Raw genomic sequence first — 22,584 nt, 5'->3', positions numbered from 1 at the left:
CGGCATGAACTAATGAGAGGTGGCAGCGATGAGTACACAGACGGCCGGCACGATCGCAGTCTTTGGCGCGACGGGGCAACAGGGCGGGGCGGTGGTCGACGCGCTGCTGGACCACAAGGCGCGGGTGCGGGCTTTGGTCCGCAACCCGCAGTCCGACCGAGCTCAGGCGCTGGCCGCTCGCGGCGTCGAACTGGCAGCCATCCGGGCCGACGACCCGGCGTCGCTGGCCGCTGCCCTGACAACGGTCGAGGGGTTCTATTTCATGACCCCGGAGGCGAACAGCCTCGAAGAGGTCGAGATGGAGATCCGCATCGGTACCGCGCTCGTCGACGCGGCGGTCGAGGCGGGTGTCCCACACGTCGTGTTCAACTCGGTCTTCGGAGCGGACCGGGAGTCGGGTGTGCCGCACCACGACTCGAAGCACTGGATCGAGGAGCACCTCAGGAAGTCCGGCCTCAGGGCCGTGATGGTTCGCGCGACCGCCTTCATGGAGAACTTCGCGAGCGTGATGGCACCGAGCCTGGAGCATGGGGAGATCGTGCTGAGGCTGCCGCTGCCGGAGGACGTCGCCCTGAAGATGATCTCGGTCAGGGACATCGGCCGGGTCGCCGCCGCGCTCCTGCTCGACACCGCAAAGGTGCCCGGCGGAGCCGTCGAGCTCGTCGGCGACGAGCTGACGGGCCCCCAGATCGCCGCGGCGTTCGGCGCGCGCGCCGGGCTCCCGGCACGGTACGAGGCCCTCCCGCTGAGCGTGCTTCCCAACGACCTCGACAAGGTGATGTTCCGCGAGTTCGCCAAGGCGGCGGACTACCCCTCGGACCTCACGGTGGTGCGCTCGATCGAGCCGGCCACTCTGAACCTGGCCGAGTGGATCCGCGCTACCGGCTGGACCGCGCCCACAAACGTGGTTGGTTCCTGAGCCTGCCGCCCTGACCTCGGCGCCATGCGGCGGTAGAAGGCGTAGAGATTGTTGTTGTGGCTGGTTGTGGCTGGTTGGTCCGCCGCGGCCCTGCTGGCACTGTCCATTGCCGTCCTCGATGTTTCCGACTTCCACCGCCCCGTCACCGGCGAGGTCGTCGCGATCAACACCGACGCCACCGACGCGCCCTCGGAAGTGCATCGCGACGCTTATGGCGTCCGGCTGTTCAAGACCAAGCTGGCGGGCGCAGGCGCCTTCGACGGTAACCACCGGCCGGACGGGCAGGTCTGGATCGAGGGCGGTGAGCAGTTGGGGGGAGGGTCCCGGCTCCGGCAGCCAGAGCCGGGACGGTGCGCTGAGGGACCCTAAGCGGAACTGAGCATTCAATCTGTCGTCCGCCGGCAGAAGGGGCGCTCGGCCACAGTGCAGACGCAAGCCGCCTGGAACGCCACCTACCAAGCACTCGCCACACCCCGCAGTCCTTGTCATCAGGTGAACTTCCAGAACGGATGGTCACACTGACAACACCGACTGGTTTTCGCGGGCGGCACCGCCCCGGGAAGGCTCGACGACGGCCTGCCACAGGGTCCGAACTGGCTGCTCGTCTCCACCGCCGGCACACCGGTACCGCCAGGACATAGCGGGCGCGTCGCCGGACAGTCGCTCGTGGCCGCGGGCCAAGCCGCCGCGCGGGGCCGGTGCCCGAAGCCGGGCGCGGCGAGTTATCCACAGGCCGACACGTGACCGGCCGTAGGCCCGTACGGTGTGGGCTTCGCTGATCACGACCACGGGGGTGCGTTGTGCCGTACGAGGTTGATCTGGCTATCCGGGCGGAGGATGCGCTGGATGAACTGCCGCCGGAGGGGCGGCAGGAGGTCATGGAGACGATTGCCGCAGCGCTGGTGCGGCCGCACGAGTGGCCCGAACCCGGCGGGTGGCATGCGGCGGTGGTGTTCGGGCCCCGCTCGTGGGTGTCGTTCACCGCGTTCCTCGGCGGCATCGAGGTGATCGACGTGGGCTGGGCGGGCTGACGCAGTCCGGCGTCCTCGCAAGGAGCGCGGCCGCGCAGGCCAGCACGTCTTGCGGAGTGTGCTGGGCGAGCAGGCCGTGCAACTGCGACTCAAGGCGGTGCCGCCTCTCGCGTCGCTCGCGCGCGAGAGCGGTCGTGATCCGCTCGCCGAGGACGTCCCGAAGGCGTCGGTCGCTGGCGGCCGCCTCCCTGCGGACCGAGGCATCGATGTCCTGGGGGAGGTCAACATTGAGCAGGACGCGGCCATCGCGATCTGGGTAGTGCATGGTCAGTACGTCGATCGGCAGAACGTCGTCCAGCCGGCGCCGCAGCCGGTGCAGGGCGCGGCCCGCACTAGTGCCGCTGTGCACCGTCATCAGCCGGGTGCGGTCGGCGTTCGCCGCGAACAACATCCTGCGGCGGGCCCGGTCGAGCTCCCGGGCAGTGGCGGGTCTGGTCAAGGAGATCTCTACGGCGTACTGGCGCATCGTCACGAGTGGGCCTGCCGCAGTGCGGGACTGCCGTGGCCGGGACGGCGCCGATGCGCGGGCAGGCGGGTGTGGATGTGTTCGTGGTGGCGGAGTGGGTCGAAGGGCTCCCAGTCCGCCACGGCGAGGTCACCGGCCGTGGGGGTGGCGTCATGCTGAACGCACCGCTGGCTGCGCCAGCGCAACTGCTCCTGGTACGGCAGCGCGGACAGGCTGTAGACGGCCATGACGTCCGACGGCAGGGCCAGTTGACCGCGTTGCACGCTCACGGGCACCAGACTCCACACGCCACGCAGATCACCAGGGCCGAGCACCTTGGCGCTGCAGCGTACGCGGCGCCGGGTCTGGGTGACGCACTGGATCTCCTCGACGGGGCAGGACGCCAGATAGCGCAGGTACAGCAGTTGCACTACGGGCCTGGCCGGGCGGCAGACCTCCTCACCCGATCGCGGGCCGTGCGGCGCCGCCGACGAGGCGAAGACCCCGGCATCCAGCAGTCTGCGCGTGCGCAGCGCAAGAGACCGACGCAGCCCCGAGAGCTGGGGCGCGTCCGGCGGTGCCGGGCGCGCGGGACACAGCACGGCGTGCGGGAGGCGGCACCAGCTGCTCCCGTCGCCCGAGGGGTGAGCGACACCAGAGCTGACGTGCCAGCGGCAGGACTCCGGCACCCGGCTGGCGGGCATCTCGTGCGGATGCAGCCGCACCCGGCGCTCGTTGCTGCGCACGTACCACTCGACGGCGTTGCCGCGCTCGAGGCAGGACGCGGTCTGACCACAGCGCAGCAGCCGGCTGACGCCCTCCGGGTCGACCCGCAAGGACCTGCGGGCTGGGGCACTCCCGCGGCTGCCGTCCCAGCGCCGCGCAGAAGGATGAGGCGAAGAGCACATGCGGGCGAAGCTGCCAGCCAACACGCCGCGCCGACAGCACCCGGCCCACCGGATCCCCCTGATAGACCAAGTGGGGCGACAGCAGTGCGAACTGCTGGTCGTGCGTTCGATGTGGCGCTCCCGGTTCGGGTGATTCGCGCCAGCCCAGCCGCCCCTGATCAGTCGTCGGTGCCCACGGGCGGCTCATGCCCGTGGCAGAGGGAGGTGAAGAGCTCGTCGAACGGCGTTCCAAAGGCGTGGGCGAGAGCGTGCCACGTCTTGAGCGTGCCCACGGTACGCCCCTGCTCAACTCGATCAGAGTGCGCCTGGCCAGGCCGCTGCGGGCCGCGAGTTCGTCGTAGCTCCGCCCCCGGGCGGCCCGCAGTCGCGCCAGCTCCAGCCGTAGCGCCTCGAGGTCCGGATCGGGCGGCAAGATCGTCACCCGACCATCCGACGGGGCAGACCACTGCCCTGTCAGTGCAGACCTCTGCCCTATTTCTCTAAACGGCCCTGGCGGCGAGAGGGGAGAAGTCTGCACTACGGTGACGGCCGCCCGTCGAGGAGGGACCGGTGCGGGATCGGGAAGGAGGGGCGCTTGTCCATGCGACTGCGCACAGCGCGTCCTGCGGCGCCGCGTGCCTGGACGGTGGAGCTGCGGTCTCAGTCCGGCCGATTGGTCCTGACATGCCAGCAGTGCCCCTTAGCCGACAGGCCCGTCGCCGCGGCCTCAGCCCGTTCTGCGGCACTGGCCCACCTCGCTCGGCACGCTCGCGGCGATCTAAGAGCGCCTCATCTGCGGACGTGCCACTGCCACGAGCGCGGCTGTCGCTGGCACCGCCGCCACCGCGGGTGCGACGGTCCCATCCGCCTACTCCTGGCCTGCGAACGAGGTGGCCGGGTATGGCGGCTCGCCGACGCCTGCGGCGCGTGCGCCGCCGCTACGGCCCGGGCTGCCGTCGTCCCCGATACCTTGCACGCTGGTCCCCTCCACCCGCCTTCCGCGCGGCCGCGCCGCTCCCGGTCGCGAGGGCGCCGGGCGAGCGCGGGCGAGTCGGCGAGATCCTCAGCTACCTCGCCGTGGTCCTGCCCGCGGACGTGACTGCCGAGGCAAGGCTTCTCGCCCTTCAGTGCGCGCTGCGCATGAACACCTGGATGCGGGTCGATCTCCCCGCGGGCCTGCTGCGCAGCCTCGGCATCGACGCGGCGGAAGTCTGCCGCGAGCTAGAGCGGGCGCAGTGGCTGAGCATGGTGGACGACCCCAGAGCGGAAGGAATCACGGCGCAGCTGCGCGATCCCGCGCTGCTGGCTCAGCCGCCCGCCCGTCCCGACCGGCGGCAGGCCGCGGACTGGGCGCTGCGCAGAGGGAGCCCGGCGCGGACGGGTGTGGCGGAGCCCCGCCAGCGGCTGCTGGGCGTCTACGTCACAGCTCACAGCGATCCGTGTTCAGGAGAGGGACTGCGCGAATGCGACCAAGTCCAGCGTGACTGCGGTGTGCCTGGTCAAGAACTAGCCAGCATGATGACCTGCCTGACTGACAGGGGGGTTCTGGAAGCCTGGCGGATCTGCCCCCACTCAGGCGATGTTCATTGGACGCTCGCACCAGGACAGCGATGAGATCGAGCCGAGGGCCCTGAATTACCCGCCCTTCCGTGAGGCGAGGCGGCCGGTCAGGTGGCATCGCTTACCGCGATTGGCGTGCTCACGGTCTCGACAATCCCGAACTGCACCAGGGGCCTGTTCCAGGAAGCATCCACCAAGAGCTGTACGACAATGGCTTCTCGGGGTCTAGAAGCCGCGGCGGACATCGCAGTGAGATCAGGCAGGCGACAGCCCGCTCGATCGTGCGAGGGTGGCAACGCCAAGGCCTACGAGCAGCAGTGACATGGCGCCCTCCATGTCGCTCTGCGTCGGCCACTCAACATCGGCCCTGCGCATCTGCAGATACTGGACCCTGACTTCCTTCCTCCAGGGCCTCTTGATCGACGACCCCGTCCTGAACTGCCTTGCCTGCTTGGAGAACGGGGCACCGACGGAAGTCGCTGTTCAGGGGCTATCGCCCCACCCATAGAGATCGTTTCCCACGCTGTGCCGTCGGTTTTCCCTCGCGGCTCATCAGGAGCACACCAGCGGCGGGACGGGTACAGCGACCATTCCACGATCGCTGAGGCTGCAGTGCCGGCAGCTGAGCGTGTCCGCGAGGGAAGTGCAGCGGGCTGGCCTCGACGCTGGAACGGTCTGGTCCGCTCGCGGTGACCCCCGAGGGGTTGTCGAACCCCCGCGCTGACATCAAACTAGCGAGCTGGCGCCCAGGGGCGTCTCGGTCTCAGGCCCCCTGGAGTTCGAGGGTGCAGCACTTGACGCTGCCTCCGCCCTTGAGGAGTTCGGCGAGGTCGACGCCGATGGGTTGGAAACCGCGGTCCCTCAGTTGCCGGATTAGGCCCGCGGCGGCCTTGGGAAGGAGGACGTTCAGCCCATCGGAGAACGCGTTGAGGCCGAAGGCCGCGGCATCCTCGTCCGAGGCCACAATCGCGTCCGGGAACATCGAGCGCAGGACCGCGCGGCTGCCGGGGGTGAATGCCTTCGGGTAGTACATGATCTCGTCCGGGGACAAGACTGCCAGGGCGGTGTCCAGGTGGTAGTGGCGGGGGTCGATGAGGGTCAGTCCGACCACGGGGAGCCCGAAGAACTCCTGGGCCTCGACGTGCGCGCGAGGATCGGTGCGGAAGCCGGCGCCAGCCAGGATCGTCCTGCCCGCCCTCAGGAAGTCACCCGCACCCTCGTTGACATGTTCAGGCCAAAGAACCTCCGTGAATCCCTGCCGGGCGAACCAGTCGAGGTAGGCGGGCCCCTCCGCGGTCCGCTGCAGGTGACGGAAGCGGGCGCCGAGCACCTTGCCGTCGAAGACGGTGGCCCCGTTGGCGGCGTAGACCATGTCCGGCAGACCGGGCAGCGGGTCGATCACCTCCACGGTGTGCCCGAGCGACTCGTACAGACCGCGCAGACGCTTCCACTGCGCCAGTGCCAGCACGGTATCCACCGGCCGGTTCGGGTCCATCCAGGGGTTGATGCGATAGCTGACTTCGAAGTACTGCGGCCGGCACATCAACAGCCGCCGCGGCACCGCGACACGGACGGGGCTCGGCACGGGGCTCCCATCCGGGCTCGGGGCCGGACGGGAGGGGAGGGTGCTGGTCCAGGGCATAGCGGGGCTCCTCGGGATCCTTGGGAGTGGGGCGCGGTGACGGAGTCGAAGGTGCAGGGGCTACGGGCGAAGCCCAGGCTCCTGGCGGAGCCGGGCTGGATCGCGGAGGTCGGGCGGGGCTATTCGGCCGCGGGACGCCGGGCGTGCGCAAGGGCGGTCGGGGCGCGAACCGGTGCCGCCGCGCATGGGTGAACGGGGTGAGCTGTCGTCCGTAGCGTTGAAGGTGTCACCCGTTCAACCTTCCGGAAAGCGAGAGCCCGGTGGAACGCTAGGGCCTCGGGACAGCGGCTGACCTGTTTGCGGCCTACGTTTTTCCCTTGCTTCTCTCATCACCCGTCTCTGTGGCCGGGATGTGTCCGGCTGGACGCACGATGTACTCGAACAGCAGGTCGCCGAAGGAGGCCGGGCGGTGGTGCGGATGCTCATACAGGGCGCCTTGGATCTGCGCGCCCTGCGCTAGGAGGACGACTTGGTGGCCCGGAGTCCGGCTGAGCGCGCCCAGCTTGCCGACGGGCGTGGTCGGCTCGAGTGGACATGCCCGGGAACTGGCCACAGTGGTCGGCCGGGTGACCGTCCGGCCATGCGCACCGAGGCTCGAACACCAACCCGCCCGACGGTGCCCTGGCCCTGCCCTTCGGCCGGCTGGCACAGCCTCGGCGTGTGCAAGCTCAGGGTGATCGAGGCCGGCCGTGGCCGGGGCACCTTCGCATACCGCGCACCTTGCCAAAGGGTCGGCGTCGAGGCTGCTGGAGCGCCGGGCCGAACGGAGCATGAGCGCCTCGCACCAGGCCCCTCCGGGGCCGTGAGGGTGGCCGACGGGAGAACCGGTATCCCCTGCGTTCGCTGAACGTAAAAGGCGCGGCGACCGAGCTTCGAAGGGCGGGCTCATCGCGCCGCGGCGTGCTGTTTCATGCTGACGTAGCCGGCCACGGCGGCAAGTCGGCGCGACGCGTCGAAGTCCTTGCTTCGGAAGGCACGGTCGTCGGGAGCGACGACCCGCAGACCGGCTGGCAGGGTGCCGCTGCGCAGGCTCACGTCTCGTGCGACGCCTACCAGCAAATCGAATGCCGTCCAGAAGGAGGCGCCCTTGCACTCCCAGAGTGTCCTGAAGGCGAACGGGTCGCGAAGCCGCTCGGCCCGGATAAGCGGGCCGGTGTCCACCCCGTTGTCCACGAAGTGCACCGTGGCGCCGACGCACAGCCGAAACCGTTCCATGTTGCGTTCTGCGGCGACCTGCTCCGAGGCATACATGCCGCGGGCGTGGGGCAGCACGGCGGAGTGGCCATTGATGATCCGGCCGGGAGCCAGTTCGATCCACCACGGCGCAAGGAGTCGGTCAAGGAACACGAAGAAATATGGAGTGGGTTCGCGGCGGCACAGATCCTCTGCCCAGGACCTGACATTCGCGGCGTTTAGGTTCTCACCGAGGAACCCGAGACGCTCCGGCAGGTCCCCCGGCAGCGATGGCACTCCGTACATCCTGAGCATGGCCTCATCCGTCTCGCCGAGATCCTCGTAGAGGTGGCGCAGTTTCTCCCACTCGCTGGGGGTCAGGTCCCGCTTCCCGGCGTGGGCTAGGTGGAAGGCGATCCGCTGCCGATAGAGGCCTGCTCGGCCGGGGTCATCCCGTATGAAGACGCCGCCGAACGAAGGCGCGGCGCCGAATTCCTCAAGCCACAGGGACATCAGATAGGTCGCGTGGAAGCTCCCCTCCGACATCAGGACACACGTGGACTGCACGGTCGGTTCTCCTTTGTCATTCCTCGTCGGCGAGGCTCAGTGCCGTGGCCGCGAGAAGGTTGATGGCCCGGGCGCAGGACTCCGCAGTGGAGTATTCGCGTGGACTGTGGCTGATGCCGTCGTACTCACCCCTGGCGAAGATCATGACCGCCGGGCAGATGGCCGCCATCTCCTGTGCGTCGTGACCCGCGCCGGAAAGGATCGAGGTGTGGGTCAGGTTGAGGGCATCGGCCTCGCGGGCGACGATCTTCTGGAGCCGGTCGTCGAAGGCGACCGGCGAAGTACGGGCCATGCGACGCGTGGTGATGCGCAGCCCATCCTGCGTTCGCTCGAGCCGGTCGAGGTAGCGTGCGAGGTCTTCCTCGGCGCGGACCATGTGCTCCTCGTCCGGATTGCGCAGATCGACCGTAAGGTTCGCCCGGGCGGGCACGATGTTGGTATCGCCCGGATGGAGGGTCAGGTGACCTACGGTTGCGCGGAGATCACCGTAGTCGCCGCTGTCCACCATCGTGCGGAGATGACGCACGATCTCGGCGGCGACAAGACCGGCGTCGGCGCGCATATCGGTGGGGGTGGCCCCGGCGTGGGCAGCGCGGCCGTAGACGATCACCTCTTGCCACGAGATGCCCTGGGTCCCAGTGACGACCCCGACGTCGGTGCCCGACCGGCATAGCAGCGGACCCTGTTCGATGTGGCACTCGACATAGGCATGCGGTGGTGGGTCAAGCCGCGGATCGTGCGGGCCAGCGAACCCGATCCGAACAAGTTCGTCCCCGAACGCCAGGCCGTCCGTGTCCGTGAGGGCGTAGGCGTCCTCCAGCGCGATCCGTCCCGCCGCGACAGCGCTGCCAAGCATGTCCGTGCCGAACCGAACACCTTCCTCATCGCTGAAAGCCGCGATCTCCAGCGGACGACGCGTCGTGACACCGCGTTCGTTCAGCGCACGGACGATCTCAAGGCCACCCAGGACACCCAGGCAGCCGTCGAAGGCGCCCGCCGTGACCACGCTGTCGATGTGGGACCCGATCACGACCGGACGCGCGTCCGACGCGGAGCCGTCCCGGCGTCCGTAGATGTTCCCCACCGCGTCGAAACGCACGGTGAGGCCGGCCGCCTCCATCCAGGAGACCAGCTTGTGGCGCCCTTCCGCGTCGGCATCCGTGAGCGCGAGCCGGTTCACGCCGCGCAAGCCTGTCTGTTCGTCGTCGTACGCGCCGAACTCCGCCAGTTCCATGAGTGAGCGCCACAACCGGTCACCGTCGATGGTGACGCGCTCTGATACGTCGGGGGGCATGGTTCTCCTCAGTGCCGGTGGTGTAAGGGGCTCGGACTGTCCACGCCGCACGCCCAGCAGCGGTTCTTCCGATCATGTCGGCCACCACACGGCGGCTCCACAAGCATGGCGGATCAGTAACGTGCACGGCAGGAACCTGAGCGCCACACACGAGTGGTGTGAGCTTGTTGCGCACGGCGCTTCGTGCGCTGGCCATACACGGCGGCCGCCCTGCCGCGGTGGGGGCGCTCTTTGAAGCGTGTCACTCCTACGGTCATAGGGAGCGCCGTCCTGCATCAGCGGGAGGATCGACCGCAGTGAACGGCCGCCCGGAGTCCGGTGTGCGGCATCGATGTGGAATCCGTATGGGCACCACGCATCAGGTGTTGGGGGTCTCGGTGTGAGGTAGTCCGCCGCCTAGAAGCCCTCGAGGCCTTGCGACGCCAACCCCACCCAGCCTCCCATGCCCGGGCAGACGGTCATCAGCGTGGCCAGCATGGGGCATCACGTCTGCCAAGGACCGGCCCCTGCCGCGTCGAAGACTTCGGCAACCGTGCGGCAGGCATTGGCGAGAACGCCAGCACGTATCCGGCGAGGCTTGGCCCGATCGCTCATGGTGGGTTCACCCACCCACGTCAGGCGGTCGACTTCGCGGTCAGGAGGCAGCGGGGGCGACATCGAACAGGCGGTCGAGCTGATCGCCCTCGTGCCCGACCACGAGACAGGTCGCCGCCAGCGGCCCCCGGGAGAGCTCGGCGTGCAGGGTCAGTACCGCAGCCTTGGAAGGCAGGCCGCCGGATCGAGACCGAGCGCCCGGGCCGCGCGGTCGCGTCGAGATCGGTCCAGTAGCAGTCTTCGGGGATGACGATGCCCGGACGGGGGCTGACCGGGGGAGGCTCCCGTGGGGACGCAGCCAGGTTAATCACGTCGGAGGTCACCGTCGACTCCACCATGCGCTGGGCCCATCAGCACACGAAGACCTGTCGTCGTGCGGTCGTCCGGCGCCATACGCCACCACGCCCCCATGGACTCACGTCGTTTGAGCGACGAAGGCGGCCAGCCTGTCCAGGCCTGTGTCTATCTGCTCTGGCGACAGGACACTGAAGGAGAGTCGGATCTGGTGAGAGCCACCGGCGCCAGAGTAGAAATGGTGCATCGGGGTCCACAGCACTCCGAAGTCGCCGGCGGACCGCTCCAGCGTCGCATCATCAGCGGGGAAGGGAAGTGTGACGACCACAAACATGCCGCCGCTAGGAGCGTTCCATGAGACAGAACCGCCGCCTCCCCCGGTTGGGGAACTGGCGCCGAAGCGTTCCTCCAAGCCGTCCAGCACGGCGCGCAGATTCGTGCGGTACACGGCTGCTTCGCGTCGCGTGGCCCGTTCCAGGTTGCACCCGTTCTCCACCAGGTAGCCGCCGATCACCGCCTGGGCGACGGTGGATGTGTTCAGCGTCAGCATGCTTTTCATTCGTGCCAACTGATCGGCGAACAGCTTGGCTTCCGCGCTGTCTCCCTTCACGGGCTGATCCGCGATGACGTAGCCCACACGTGCACCGGCGAACGCGGTCTTGGCGAACGATCCGAAGTAGACGACTCGCCGTGACTGGTCCATGGACTTGAGCGTCGGAAGTCTCGCCCCGCTCGAGTTGAAGAACGAGTACGGATTGTCTTCCAAGAGGAGGATGCCCTCCCGGTCCGCCACTTCCAGGAGCCGCCGACGATCCGCCAGGGACATACTGACGCCACTGGGATTGGCAAAGTCGGGTACGACATAGCAGGCGCGGGGCCGCAATCCCTCGGCTCGGGCTCGTTTGATCTGCTCAGCGAGATCATCCAAGTCGATGCCGCCCGGCCCCTCTCGAACCGGTCGTACGCCCATGTCGACCAGCCTGGCCGCACCGAGAAACCCGACATATGTCGGCACGGCTGTCAGCACCACATCACGTGAGTCACGGCGCAGGGCGCGCAGCACCAGAACCATCGCCTCCTGGCAGCCTGTGGTCACCACAAGTGACTCCGGGTCGACGTGCAGTCCCTCGTCGCATTCAAGGTGCCGGGCGATCAAGTGGTGGATGACTCCCTTGGTGCGGCCGTACTGGAAGAAGGTCCGGCGTACGTCCTCTACAGCGAGGCCGAGTTCCGTCTCGAGGTGCCATTCGAATGACCGCAGGTAGCTGAGAAGTTGCTTGACGTCGTAGAAGCCTTCGTATGGTCGCCCGGCCGCGAAGGAGATGGCATTCGGGTAACGGCCGGCGATGTCGTTGAGCAGCGTCATGGAGGTCAGCGCCGAGTCCATGACGGATGAGTGGAGTTCGGCCACGTCCAGCCCTGTCATGAATGACGGTGTGTCGAGCAGGCCCGAGGCTGTCCAGCCGCGCGCCGATGGATCGTCGGTCGCCAGCCGCGCTCCGGCCCCGGTGCTGCGGCGTTCCGCCGCCGGGATGATCTCTTGGATCTCACGGACCAGGGGGCTCACGGTGTCCACATATCGGGTTTCTTCCAACATAACGCCCCTCTTCGGAAGGCCAGTCATTTTGTCTTCGCAAGGTTCTGCGGGGACGGCTGATGTCACCGCGCCCTCATCCCACCCCTGGCGGTGGGATGAGAAGATCGAACCCATGGATCAATCACTCGCAGTTCCGCACCTGACCGCCGGTCGCTTCGTACTTCGTCCGTGGCAGATCGACGATCTCGACCTGGTCCGTGAGGCCTCCGACGACGCGTACATCCCGCTGATCACGACCGTGCCGTCTTCGTACAGCGACACAGAGGGCACGGCGTTCGTCCATCGGCAGTGGGATCGCGCCGTGAGCGGCAGCGGCTACCCCTTTGTCATCGTCCGCACCGAAGACGGCAAGCGGATGGGCACCATCGGTCTTTGGCTTCGAGACCGCGGTCAGGGCCGCGCGTCACTGGGCTACTGGGTCGTGCAGTCGGCACGTGGCCAAGGAGCAGCTTCCGCCGCTTTGCGGGCGGTCGCGACGTGGGGTCTTCACGATTTGCTCATTCCTCGACTGGAATTGCACATCGAGCCATGGAACACGGCTTCCCTGCGGACCGCGGAGCACGTGGGGTTCAATCGTGAGGGGTTGCTGCGGAGTTGGCAGCAGGTGGGGACCGAACGCCGGGACATGTATATGTACTCATTGCTGAGTGCTGATCTCGGCTGATGGCGCCCGGCTGCTTCAAAGAGTGCTCGCAGGCGTTGCCGCACGGCTCGCCTCCTACCTCTCCCGACCTCGGCGTTCGCGACCGAGTCTGGCGGACTACCATGACATCGCGGGTTCCAGGGCTTCCAAGGAGTCGCTGGAATAGACAAGGTCCACATAGCGTTCACCGCGGTCGGCGAAGAGGGTCAGAACTCGGCTACCTGGTTCAAGGAGGTGACTCATACGGGTGATAGCACTCACTACAGCGCCGGATGAGGCCCCTGCGAGAATTCCTTCGCTCCGTAGCAGAGCATGGCAGCCAGCCACCGCGTCGGCCTCCTCTACGTACACCACCTGGTCGTGCGGAGAACCGGCCGCCAACTCGGGCCTACGGCTGGATCCGTGCCCGGGGAGGCGGCGTGGTGCCGGCGGGCCACCGAATATCACCGACCCGGTGGCGTCCACCGCAACCACCTTCAGCGCCGGCCAATGCTCCCGCAGTCGGCGCGCGATTCCCTGAAGCGTCGCAGTCGTACTGACAGCGACCACCAGGACATCGACCCGCTCGTGTATCTGCTCCGTGATCTCTTGAGCGGTCTGCTGATAATGGGCACGCCAGCAAAGTTGGTTCGCGTACTGGTTGACCCAGACTGCTTTCGGATCGTCGGCAATCAGCTCCCGGACTCGCGCGAGCCTCGTCTCCAGGTATCCCCCCTGGCTGTCCCGCTCGTGGACGACATCGATCCGGGCTCCCAGGTTCGCCAGGATGCTCAGATTCGTTTCACAGGTATTCGGGTCCAGCACGCAGGTCACCTGCAGCCCGTACAGCGGGCCGAGGGCGGCCAGAGCGATACCGAAGTTGCCCGAGGAACTCTCCACCAGTCGATCGCCTGGCCGAAGGGTTCCATCAGCCAACCAGCTTTCGATGACGTGCCGGGCAGCCCGGTCCTTCATACTGCCCAGGGGATTCAGGTACTCCAGCTTCGCCAGCACCTCGAAATGCCGGTCCTGGAACAGCCTTCCGAGCCGGACGACAGGTGTATTGCCAATGACTCCGGCGATGGTTTCGTGGATCACAGGTCCGCCCTGCGGCTCATCGGGGCAGCCGAGTGCCGAGACCCAGCGCGTTCGAGACCGTCAACACCCGGTCCGCCAGAGCGATGTCCTGGACCGACATGCCGAACGGATTCACCACAGTCACGCCCTCGGGGTCCGGCTTCGGGGCTGCCTGTGTCAGGAAATCTCCCATGGTTGCGTCGACCCGCTTCGCGTGTTGTCCCGGCGATTCCTCGGCAGGGCCGTACAGCAGCCCTTCCCGATACATCCGCCCCAGGAGCCTGCGAGGGTCGGAACGGACTAGCTCCCAGTCGTCGACGACCACGAGTGACGCTCCGAGGACCACTTCCGGAAGCAGGTCGTCGAGTGAGACATGCACGATGACAACTCCGGGCCGCAACCACTCCGACCGGATGTAGCCTTCCGTCACGGTGGTGACCGGCACCACGACATCCGCGCCCCGGACGGTCTCCTCCGCAGTCTCCGTGACCACCAGGCGAACGCCGCTGGCAGCCGCTGCCTCGCGGTGTCTTTCTAGGAACGCCTCGGCGGCGGCAGGGTGCTGATCGTGCAGCCGGATCTCCTGAAGGTCCGGAAGCCGGGGCACGAGGATGTCGAAGTGAGTGCTCGCTTGGGCGCCGCACCCGATCAGCCCCAAGCGATGCACTGGGCGGGCCGCGAAGGATTCGACGGCGACCGCCGATACTGCTGCGGTCCTCGTCGCGCTGATCAGCGCGGCATCCATCAACGCGTACGGATGGGCCGTCTCCGCGTCGAAGAGCAAGGTAAGTCCGTCGGCCCGTGGTATGCCCCGCATGGTGTTCCCGAGCGAGGCGTTGATTATCTTCGTGCCCACTATGGGAGAAGCCCCACCGACCAGGCCTGGCATGTTGAGGCTGCGAGCGCTGTGCCCGTCCGGCGTGCTCCACCCCAGATAGCCCTCATCCGGGACGACCGTGGTTCCGAGCGCATGTGCCCGCAGAGTGTCAGCGGCGACCTCCACCGCATCGATCTCGCGCAGCGCCTGTGCGACCTCGGCACGCGTCAGATAGGTCAGCTCACGCGACCGTTGGAGTGACATAGATCTTCCCTTGCGTTCATCGACGGTGCCACGAGGGCGGGTTGTGCTCGCGGCTTGCCAGGTGTGGTTCCGGCACGGGTCGGCGACCTTCAGGCCGAAGCGGACCCCCAGCCGGTGTCGGACGGGTCGGTGGCGACCTCGCGAACGAGCCCCCAGCCGGTGTCGTCCTTGGGAGAAACGGCGCTCGCGCCGTAAGTGGTCGACTCACCCGTCACCGCGGAGGACACAGAGCCGACAGCCGTCATGGTCAGGACCGCTGTGCCCACGACCAAACCCGCGAGCAGCCGATTACGTCCCGCGAATCGGTTGAAGATCACGCGCATTTCTACTCCTTGTGTGGTTCGTGACAGGAGTCAAGCCGCCCGTCGGGCAGGACCTGATGACGTGATCAGCTTCGCTCGGCTCATAGACTCGATCTAGACCGTTGATCGAGCACCAACGTGCATAGCCACAAGGTGAGCAGATATCGCATGAACTCAAATGCTGACATTAAGGGCGAAGGATTCGGTGACCTCGAGCCTCAGGACCTGGCTGTACACGACGCGGCCGTCAGGGAGGGAGGGCTCTCCCTGACCCGGCCCCCGAACATCGCTGGAATCTCTCGGGAGGCTTTCACGCGATCCGTCGCAAAGTTGAGAAGCGTCCACCTTCTACGCGAGTCGCCATCTGGGGTTCTCATGCCCGTCAGCCCTCGGGCGGCTGCAGCCAAGCTGATCGGACCGCTCGCCAGAGAAGTCCTTCAGCGGCAGGAGGCGATCGCGCGCATCAACGACAGTTCGGCCGCACTCATCGCGCGATACACCGGGGGGACTCCGTCGGCCGTCGGTAGCGTGCAACACCTCACGGATCTTCACAGCATCCAGCTGGCCCTAGAGGAGGCCGCTGAACTCTGCCATTCCGAGGTTCTGACCGCCCAACCCGGAGGCGCCCGCAGTCCCGAAGTCCTGGCCGAGGCGCTGCCTCGGGATCGCCGGATGCTGGAGCGTGGCGTCAAAATGCGCACTCTGTACCAACATACGACCCGCTACAGCAAGCCAGCTCAGGCCTATGTGCAGCAGGTGTCCGCCCTCGGCGCCAAGGTGCGCACACTCGACGAGTTCTTCAATCGCCTCATCATCTTCGATCGAGAGACCGCCTTCATCCCGGACCAGGCGGACCCCCTGTCCGCGGTGGTGATCCGGGAGCCCTCCATCACGGCCTTCCTCTGTGACGTCTTCGAACGAAGCTGGCATTCCGCTGACGACTTCGAGGTCGGTGGTGAGAGCCAGACTGCGAGCCAGACCGTTTCCGACGAGGTGAAGCAGACCATTCTGAAGTTGCTTGCCGACGGCATCAAGGACGAGGTGATCGCGCGCCGGCTCGGCATGTCGGTGCGCACCTGTCGCAAGCACATCGCCGCAATCATGGTGCGTCTGGGGGCGACGAGCCGGTTCCAGGGGGGCTACCTGGCCCACCGGCTGGGCTTGGTGGAAACCCACGGCGACAGCGCTGACTCAGGGATCGAGGGTCAGTAGCACGGAGTGGAGGGGACCGCCCTCCTGCGCTATTGCGGAACCGGAGCTGGACAGCCTGACGAGTGCGCCGGCGTACTCGCCGCCGCAATAGAGGGCCGAGGTCGGCACCCGGAAGGTACCTTCTTCGCGTACCTCGCCGTCCGACCAGAGAGGCACGGACACCTCGTCGTCCTGCGTCAACCGCTGGGCCACGACAGTGGAGTGCCCTCCAACCGATCTGTCCAGGGCTTCGCTCCACCGTCGCTCACCGGCCGCCCGCCCCACGAGCGTGCCTCCTTCTTGAGACCCCGCCCCCTTGAGGACGTAATGATCACGCTGGGTCTCCAGGTGTTTGAGCAGCGATGTCCGGACGCCTTCGATGAGGACCGGGCGGTCGTCCACCACAAAGGTGGCGGGAACATGGTCATGGATCAGTCTCGTGTAGCGAGGTCCGAATTCATGACGAGCTTCGTACAGCCAGGCGAGCAGCACGTCGTGGGAGCAGAGCGGGTCGCCGTCGGCCCGCAGGAAGACAGTGCCCGAAGCCGAGGCCCGCAGCTCTCGCAGCCGTTCGGGTGGCGACGAACCGATCGGGACTGCTTTCGTCGCACGGTCGTAGACCATCACGTCGAAGGAGCCATCTCTGTCGGCCACCCGTCCGAAGAGCACGTCGGCGTCATCAAGGGCGACTCGGGCGGCCTTCACCCCGAGCCGACGCAAGGCGCCTGCCTCCTTCTCCACCTCCTGTTCCTCCTTCGGGGAGGGCGAGGATCCCAACAGGAGGCCGATGCGCAGTGCTCCCGACCCTCGTACGGCGCGCCGAGCTGCCTGAACCGTGGAGCGGGCCCAGACTGCCTGGGCGTCCGGACCCACGAGCGAGGCACCGCCCGCCTTAAGGAGACGTGCCACCAGCGAGCGTTCATAGGCCAGACCCAGCGTGGTCCGACCAGCGATGTCCGATGCTGTCATGCCGCGCCCGAAGCCGGTGAACCGCCAGACTCCCTGGTGAGGGGCGACATCGGCCTGCCAGGTGCCCGCATACCAAGGCTCACGAAACGGCGACGGCGCACCCGCCATTGGTTCCTGGCCCAACAGCGCTTTCAGCCGCCCGGGGTCGTCGGCGCATCGGCGTTGTGCGTTGGCCACCGAGAGACGGATCAGCGTCATACCGATGGCCACGTTGTTCATCAGGTGGCTGCGGCGCATGAGGAGAGGCCGCAACGGCAGGGCCTCCCCCGGTGTCAGGAAATGCCCTCCCCGGTCGCTCATGAGCTGTTCGGCCAGCTCCCTCATCTGCCCCGTGTCCAGTTCGGCCAGGGCGTCCAGCCAAGCCAGAGCGGGTGCTGGTTGCATCCCTCACTACTCCTTCTTCGTGTCCACCGGTGGGCGGTTTTACGGTCCACGCCCTAGATTCCGAGATTGAATGACGCTCCCCGGTCGAAGTTCACGATCGAGGGGCCGGCCGACGGAGCATGCCGGACCATGTAGCCGGAAGGTTTGCCGCCGACGATGTAAGGCCCCAGCACGTAGGAGACCTGATGCCGAACGAGTTTCCCAGCGCGCGCATCGTGAAAATCGGCTGAGAGAGGGTCCGCTTCGACCAGTTCCTGAATGATGTGACTCTCGTCCGCTACCGCGGCCTTGATCTTGCCGTTCCATTCCTCAGGGTCTGTGTCGCGCCCCAGCAGGACACCGTGGCCGCCGAACGCACCGAACGGCTTGAGGACCAGTTGCTCCCGCCGCCGTATGGCCAGTTCAGTGACGCACTGTTCGCGCCCCTCGTGAACCACCGAGTGAGAGCTCAGTCGGCGGGTCCACGGAATGCACTCGTCGACGAGCGTAGCGTCATCGGCGGACAGCTGGAACCTGCCCTCTGAGAGCCAAGCCATCACAAGTTTACTGGACAGCAGCTTTCCGGAATCCGGGGAAGCGACGACGGCACATTCATATGCCTTGCGTGCGCCGGCCAGAGGGATGCCCATGCGCAGCCACTCCCTGGATAGAAAGGTGTTGATGACGACGGACCAGTCGCCATCTGGACCGAAGCGCTCGAATTCCTCTGGTTCGAAGAACTGCGACTGGAAACCCTGACTTCGCAGGTACTCAACCTCGATATCGAAGTACCGGGGGTCGTAGACATTCTCCTCACGTAGCGTGCCCAGCACGGCGACCTTGCGCGGCTTTGCCTGCTCAGCACACAGTCGGTCGAACAGCTGAATACGCCCGGCGAAGGGTTCGTGCAAGCCAGGACATCGTCGACGTTCGTCGAACGTCCGGTACATCGAGGCATAGGCGGCAGTGAACTGGTTTGCAGCGCTCGGGCCCCCATCACACGTACCAAAGTTAAATTCCAGGAATTTCGGCCGCCCGTTGCGGATAACGGCGTCCGGCCTGGCCAGCAAACCCGATCGTTCGCGTTCGGCGGCGGGGCCACTCGCGTTGAGCAGGGGCACTTGGTGTTCGTTCAGGCCGACCAGGTCGCGAAGGACAAGCGGGTCGTCGGTCAACGACCAACACGCCCGGTCGATCAGCGTCACCAGCCTCGCGGCCGCTTCCTCCATACCGAGGCGAACTTCGTCTCTCAGGACTACGGGGCGCACTGGGGTGAGTGCGGGACCGGGAGTGAACGGCAAGCCGCGCAAATGGTGCACCATATTGTCGGCTGCCTCGCCGGACCGTTGCTCCAGGAATTCGACCTCCTCGTCGGTGGCGATCTCATCCCAGATGTCCAACATGACTTTCTCCCTTGGGTGCGCGTTCATTTCGCCACTCATCACATGATCCAACAGGTGTTCATGACCCCGCCGCCGACCGCGTTGACCACCGCCGTGTCCCGGCTGTCCGTAAGCCGGACGAGCACCCCTCCCAGTTCCCCGGCCATCAGCATCGGCCCGAAAACGGGGGCTGCCTGCACCACATCGACCGACTCGCCGGCCTTTCGGGAGAGGGGAATAGTCAGGGCGTCTGGGCGGAAGAACTCCTGAGCGATATACGAGCCGTTCCGCAGGGCGCTTTCCACGGCGTCTTCCCACGCGTGCGGGTCGGTGTCCACACCAGCCGTGATGCCTGCGCCGCCGTGTTGGTCAGAGGGTTTAATGAGGAACCGTTCACGCTCCCTGATCAGCAGATCCAGCAGTCCCTGCGGCTTCCCTTCGAAGGAGACCTTGCTGTCGGTGAGCAGTCTCGTCCATGGAAGGTGACGCCTGATGAATTCCCGGTCATTGGACGGAAGGTCGTCTGCGGCCTCGGACACGTAGGCCAGGAGCTTCTTACTCGAGTAGACGTCTGCCGCGTCAGGCGACAGCGTGATGGCCGTGTCCGCGTGCATGGCGTCCCGCAGCGGGCTCATGTCCAGATTTGCCTTGTGTGCGTCCCCCGTGAGGAACATACGAAGCACCACGTCGATTCGGCGACCCTCATGACTGAGTGCGCTTTGGTCCGATACGAGATCGTCCGGAATGGCGAACTCGCATGGAACGCCGCTGCGTTGAAAGTCGCGTATGACGTCGTCGTAGAAGCGCGCGGAACCGTAGTCGGTTCCCCGATCCCACCCCAGGACGGCCACAGACGGGCGGCGGACACCCCGACTGCGAGCCACTCCCAGCACGACTTCCCGGCGGAGACGCATCACTTCCGGAATCCAGAGTCGGGTGGTGTCAGCGTAGGGATTGGTGGCGCCGTACACCTCCCGGAAGTACCGGTCGATGCGGGTTACTTGCTGAGGACCCGCAAGTGCGCTGCCGATGTTGCATTCCACGACACGAACAACGCCACCGCTGAGTACGATATCCGGGCGCGCCATCTGGAAGGCAGAGGCGTTCCAGGCCGCGTCGTCCGTCAGCATGCATACACCGGGGCGGCGGTAACCGACCAGGTCAGCCAGTTCGAAAATGTCCCTGGCGACTATGGAACTGATCTTGCGAACCAGCCCCAACAACCGGACGCTGACATCCCGCATTTCCACAGCAACGTGTCGTGGCAGCAGGGCGGGGCGCAGCGGGATCGGACCTTTTGGGTGCCGGTACGCAGAGGTGCAAAGCCGTTCGTCCAGCCCTTGCGCGATGTCGGCTCTTTGTTGCTCAGAGGTACGTCGGGACATGATTTTTTCATCCCATGACTGTGCGAATTGACTATACAGCTTCACGGGTTTCCTCATGAGGCGACGGGTAGGAGAGAGCTTGCGAGTGCCGGTAGGTGCCGGGAAGGAGGAACAGGGAACAGCCGGAAATCGCCACACAAAACAGCAGCCCGGGTCGCAAGCCAGCCACCGTGCCCACCGCGCCGGAGACGAGGGGGCCGAGCGGGATCAGGGACCACGCCAGAGCCCGGTAGGAAGCGTTGATGCGGCCGAGCATGTCCGGAGGCGTGCATCGTTGACGGTACGACACGGTGATGATGTTCCAGGCCACGGTGCAGCCGCTGTAGACCATCAGGGCGAGGATGTTGGGCAAGGGGCGCGCCGTGAGAACCGGCGTGGCAAGGGCGCCCGTACCGAGGACAAGGGAGGCAGCCAGAACGTGGGTCTGCGGGAAGGAGGCTGGCAGCCGGGCCGTGAGCCATGTGGCCGCCAGGCCCCCGAACGCGGCTACAGACATCGCCAGTCCAAAACCGGTGCTTGTCAGTCCCATGGGACCAGGAGACAAGGCGTAGAGGGTGAAGACCGGAATCCAGGCCGCATAGGCCATGGCGCCGCAGGCAGTCATCATGACGAATCGCAGCAGTAGCGGATCCCGCCGCAGGTATCGCATTCCCTCGACGATGTCGGCCCGAATTCTCTTACGGGGGCCGTCAGCGGCTGCCGGGTTCGAAGGCAGCCATGCCATCACCAAGCCGGTGATGCCGTACAGGACCGTACAAGCCGCGCTGACCCGCAGGAAGCTGAGAGAAGCGATGAAGCCGGCCGCGGACGGTCCGAGGAAGCCGCGAAGCAACAGTTCGGTGGCGGTGAGCTTTGAATTGGCTGAGACCAACTGCTCGGCTCCCACCATGGCCGGGACCGCGCTCTGTGCTGCTACCTCGTAGAAGGCTGCGAGGACGCCCAGGGCGACTGCTGCGGCGACCAGCGGCGGGATGCTGAGGCCGCTGACCATCAGAGACGCGGAAAGCGCCGCGAGCACGATGAGCCGAAGGAGACTGGCCCACACGAGGACCGTACGGACGGGGGTGCGTTCCACCAGCACCCCGACCACCGGAGCCAACAGTGTCCACGGCAGCGCCCGCCCCATGGCTACCAGAGACACGGCCAGCGGGGAGCGTGAGGCCATGGCGGCCATCAGGGGCAGCAACACCATGGTGAGACCATCTGCCAGGTTGGAGAAGGCGAAGGAGGACAGCAGAATGCTGAACTGCCGAGGGGGCCTGCCGTGTGAGGCAGAAGGCGTCTTCTCAGCCGTGGTCGTCATTGGCAGGCTGCTCCTCTGACGTGGTCGCGATCTTGCTGCGCATCACGTGAGTGCAGCCGCGAGATATCGGCGGTCTGCGTGCCTTCGCGTTGCCGGGTCAGGTCGGCGACGGTCTCATGGATGAGATGCGTCAGAGCCAGCGCATTTTCGGCTGCGATGAGCGAGTGGTGCGTGCCGGGGGTGCTGCGCAACTCGAGCAGGTGGCCGAAGACAGCGGACCAACCGAGGTCGGCACGTTCTCCGCGCCGCCCCTTCTCGTCGGCCGCGCGTACCAGGAAGGTGGGCGCAGCACATGGAAGGCCCGACCATGGTTGCCGGGCGGCGTCGAGGTGCCAGTGGAAGATCTCGACGAACGGGCGCAGTTCTTGCGAGGAGATCCCCGCTCCGGGCGAAGCCCGGTTGATGGCGGCTGCGGCTTCCTCCAGGGCTGTTGTCTCCTTCCCGTCGGCGGCCGTTACGTCGACGCCGAAGAGCGCTGCCATCTCCGCAGCGGGGGAGCGTTCCTGCCGGGCCAGAACGTTCGGAGTAGAGCTGTCCAGCAGAAGCACCGCCTTGGGGGGATGGCCACCGGCTTCGGCCAGCCGGGCCATCTCGACGGCCACAGCGCCTCCGAAGGACCATCCGATGAGGACAATGCTGGCTGGGGAAATGGTCGTCGTAAGCTCCTCCAGATAGTCCTCGGCTATCGCGAGGACGGAACAGCGTTCAGGCGGCCCCGGCTCGATCGCCTCGTAGGCCAGCACGGTCCAGATCGTGTCCAGGTGCGCGAGCAGTTGACGGAAGGCGCCGGCGCTGCCGCCTGCCGGATGGACGAAGACCATGGTGTGATCAGAGCTGCCCTGGCGCAGCATTAGCAGATTTCCGCGGTTCACGAAGACACGGTTCCTTTTCTTGGTGATCAGCGAG

The 22,584-nt window shown here is 66.5% G+C and carries 19 protein-coding genes and 1 pseudogene; 6 read left to right on the top strand and 14 right to left on the bottom strand.

The features are described 5' to 3' along the window. Nucleotides 1-28: 28 nt before the first annotated feature. The 3 genes from ACE4Q9_RS34615 to ACE4Q9_RS34605 all read left to right on the top strand — a co-directional run bounded on the left by ACE4Q9_RS34615 (nucleotide 29) and on the right by ACE4Q9_RS34605 (nucleotide 1,950). Nucleotides 29-919, top strand: coding sequence for an NmrA/HSCARG family protein (locus ACE4Q9_RS34615; protein WP_397988879.1), 891 nt, complete (start codon nucleotides 29-31; stop codon nucleotides 917-919). Nucleotides 920-967: 48 nt separating this feature from the next. Beyond that, nucleotides 968-1,288, top strand: a complete 321-nt coding sequence (locus ACE4Q9_RS34610; RefSeq protein WP_397988668.1) for a hypothetical protein — start codon at nucleotides 968-970, stop codon at nucleotides 1,286-1,288. 431 nt (nucleotides 1,289-1,719) lie between these two features. Further along, entirely contained in the window at nucleotides 1,720-1,950 is a 231-nt protein-coding gene (locus ACE4Q9_RS34605; RefSeq protein ID WP_397988666.1) for a hypothetical protein, read from the top strand. A gap of 468 nt (nucleotides 1,951-2,418) precedes the next feature. Here ACE4Q9_RS34605 and ACE4Q9_RS34600 read toward each other — a convergent pair whose 3' ends face one another. Next, nucleotides 2,419-3,231 (bottom strand): DUF6083 domain-containing protein, encoded by an 813-nt coding sequence (locus ACE4Q9_RS34600; RefSeq protein WP_397988665.1) that lies wholly within the window; start codon nucleotides 3,229-3,231, stop codon nucleotides 2,419-2,421. A 230-nt stretch (nucleotides 3,232-3,461) separates the two neighbouring features. Next, nucleotides 3,462-3,724, bottom strand: a pseudogene (locus tag ACE4Q9_RS34595) (helix-turn-helix transcriptional regulator). 635 nt (nucleotides 3,725-4,359) lie between these two features. On the opposite strand from ACE4Q9_RS34595, the gene ACE4Q9_RS34590 reads away from it, so the two are divergent. Further along, nucleotides 4,360-4,896, top strand: coding sequence for a hypothetical protein (locus ACE4Q9_RS34590; protein ID WP_397988663.1), 537 nt, complete (start codon nucleotides 4,360-4,362; stop codon nucleotides 4,894-4,896). Nucleotides 4,897-5,605: 709 nt separating this feature from the next. On the opposite strand, the gene ddaH is transcribed toward ACE4Q9_RS34590, so the two are convergent. The 4 genes from ddaH to ACE4Q9_RS34570 form a co-directional block, all read right to left on the bottom strand. Further along, a complete protein-coding gene (ddaH, locus tag ACE4Q9_RS34585) occupies nucleotides 5,606-6,484 on the bottom strand; it encodes a dimethylargininase (RefSeq protein WP_397988661.1) in 879 nt (292 codons plus the stop codon). Nucleotides 6,485-7,369: 885 nt separating this feature from the next. After that, a complete protein-coding gene (locus ACE4Q9_RS34580; RefSeq protein WP_397988659.1) occupies nucleotides 7,370-8,224 on the bottom strand; it encodes a formyltransferase family protein in 855 nt (284 codons plus the stop codon). A 16-nt stretch (nucleotides 8,225-8,240) separates the two neighbouring features. Further along, entirely contained in the window at nucleotides 8,241-9,518 is a 1,278-nt protein-coding gene (locus tag ACE4Q9_RS34575; protein WP_397988657.1) for a M20 family metallo-hydrolase, read from the bottom strand. Between the two features lie 1,009 nt (nucleotides 9,519-10,527). After that, nucleotides 10,528-12,003, bottom strand: a complete 1,476-nt coding sequence (locus ACE4Q9_RS34570; protein ID WP_397988655.1) for a PLP-dependent aminotransferase family protein — start codon at nucleotides 12,001-12,003, stop codon at nucleotides 10,528-10,530. Between the two features lie 112 nt (nucleotides 12,004-12,115). On the opposite strand from ACE4Q9_RS34570, the gene ACE4Q9_RS34565 reads away from it, so the two are divergent. Continuing rightward, on the top strand, nucleotides 12,116-12,667 hold the full coding sequence (locus ACE4Q9_RS34565; RefSeq protein ID WP_397988654.1) for a GNAT family N-acetyltransferase: 552 nt from the start codon (nucleotides 12,116-12,118) through the stop codon (nucleotides 12,665-12,667). A 96-nt stretch (nucleotides 12,668-12,763) separates the two neighbouring features. Here the strand turns inward: ACE4Q9_RS34565 and sbnA are convergent, their stop codons facing one another. The 3 genes from sbnA to ACE4Q9_RS34550 all read right to left on the bottom strand — a co-directional run bounded on the left by sbnA (nucleotide 12,764) and on the right by ACE4Q9_RS34550 (nucleotide 15,106). Then, nucleotides 12,764-13,723 (bottom strand): 2,3-diaminopropionate biosynthesis protein SbnA, encoded by a 960-nt coding sequence (sbnA, locus tag ACE4Q9_RS34560; RefSeq protein ID WP_397988653.1) that lies wholly within the window; start codon nucleotides 13,721-13,723, stop codon nucleotides 12,764-12,766. A gap of 16 nt (nucleotides 13,724-13,739) precedes the next feature. Next, nucleotides 13,740-14,783 (bottom strand): ornithine cyclodeaminase, encoded by a 1,044-nt coding sequence (locus tag ACE4Q9_RS34555; RefSeq protein ID WP_397988651.1) that lies wholly within the window; start codon nucleotides 14,781-14,783, stop codon nucleotides 13,740-13,742. 89 nt (nucleotides 14,784-14,872) lie between these two features. Continuing rightward, entirely contained in the window at nucleotides 14,873-15,106 is a 234-nt protein-coding gene (locus tag ACE4Q9_RS34550) for a hypothetical protein (protein ID WP_397988649.1), read from the bottom strand. A 354-nt stretch (nucleotides 15,107-15,460) separates the two neighbouring features. Here ACE4Q9_RS34550 and ACE4Q9_RS34545 point away from each other — a divergent pair, with 354 nt between their 5' ends. Then, nucleotides 15,461-16,297 carry a LuxR C-terminal-related transcriptional regulator gene (locus ACE4Q9_RS34545; RefSeq protein ID WP_397988647.1) on the top strand — a complete coding sequence of 279 codons (837 nt, stop codon included), beginning with the start codon at nucleotides 15,461-15,463 and terminating at the stop codon, nucleotides 16,295-16,297. On the opposite strand, the gene ACE4Q9_RS34540 is transcribed toward ACE4Q9_RS34545, so the two are convergent. Genes ACE4Q9_RS34540 through ACE4Q9_RS34520 form a run of 5 tightly spaced genes read right to left on the bottom strand, consistent with a single transcriptional unit; the run spans nucleotide 16,277 to nucleotide 22,550 of the window. Next, the gene (locus ACE4Q9_RS34540; RefSeq protein WP_397988645.1) at nucleotides 16,277-17,629 is read right to left on the bottom strand and encodes a hypothetical protein; all 1,353 of its coding nucleotides are present in this window, start codon (nucleotides 17,627-17,629) and stop codon (nucleotides 16,277-16,279) included. The two genes, ACE4Q9_RS34545 and ACE4Q9_RS34540, sit on opposite strands and share 21 nt — an antisense overlap. A gap of 53 nt (nucleotides 17,630-17,682) precedes the next feature. After that, nucleotides 17,683-19,011: a hypothetical protein gene (locus ACE4Q9_RS34535; protein WP_397988643.1), complete on the bottom strand. Its 1,329-nt coding sequence runs from the start codon at nucleotides 19,009-19,011 to the stop codon at nucleotides 17,683-17,685. Between the two features lie 38 nt (nucleotides 19,012-19,049). Then, complete coding sequence (locus tag ACE4Q9_RS34530; protein ID WP_397988641.1) at nucleotides 19,050-20,420, bottom strand: hypothetical protein; 1,371 nt, start codon at nucleotides 20,418-20,420, stop codon at nucleotides 19,050-19,052. After that, nucleotides 20,407-21,678 carry an MFS transporter gene (locus ACE4Q9_RS34525; protein ID WP_397988639.1) on the bottom strand — a complete coding sequence of 424 codons (1,272 nt, stop codon included), beginning with the start codon at nucleotides 21,676-21,678 and terminating at the stop codon, nucleotides 20,407-20,409. The genes ACE4Q9_RS34530 and ACE4Q9_RS34525 overlap by 14 nt, the downstream gene beginning before the upstream one ends. Continuing rightward, complete coding sequence (locus tag ACE4Q9_RS34520) at nucleotides 21,675-22,550, bottom strand: alpha/beta fold hydrolase (protein WP_397988637.1); 876 nt, start codon at nucleotides 22,548-22,550, stop codon at nucleotides 21,675-21,677. The genes ACE4Q9_RS34525 and ACE4Q9_RS34520 overlap by 4 nt, the downstream gene beginning before the upstream one ends. Nucleotides 22,551-22,584: the final 34 nt, after the last annotated feature.

It is taken from the genome of Streptomyces sp. AM6-12 (assembly GCF_044327085.1).
Taxonomy (GTDB): domain Bacteria; phylum Actinomycetota; class Actinomycetes; order Streptomycetales; family Streptomycetaceae; genus Streptomyces.
The sequence above is the reverse complement of the archived record's forward strand: the minus strand, read 5'-3'. Positions and strand labels throughout refer to the sequence as shown.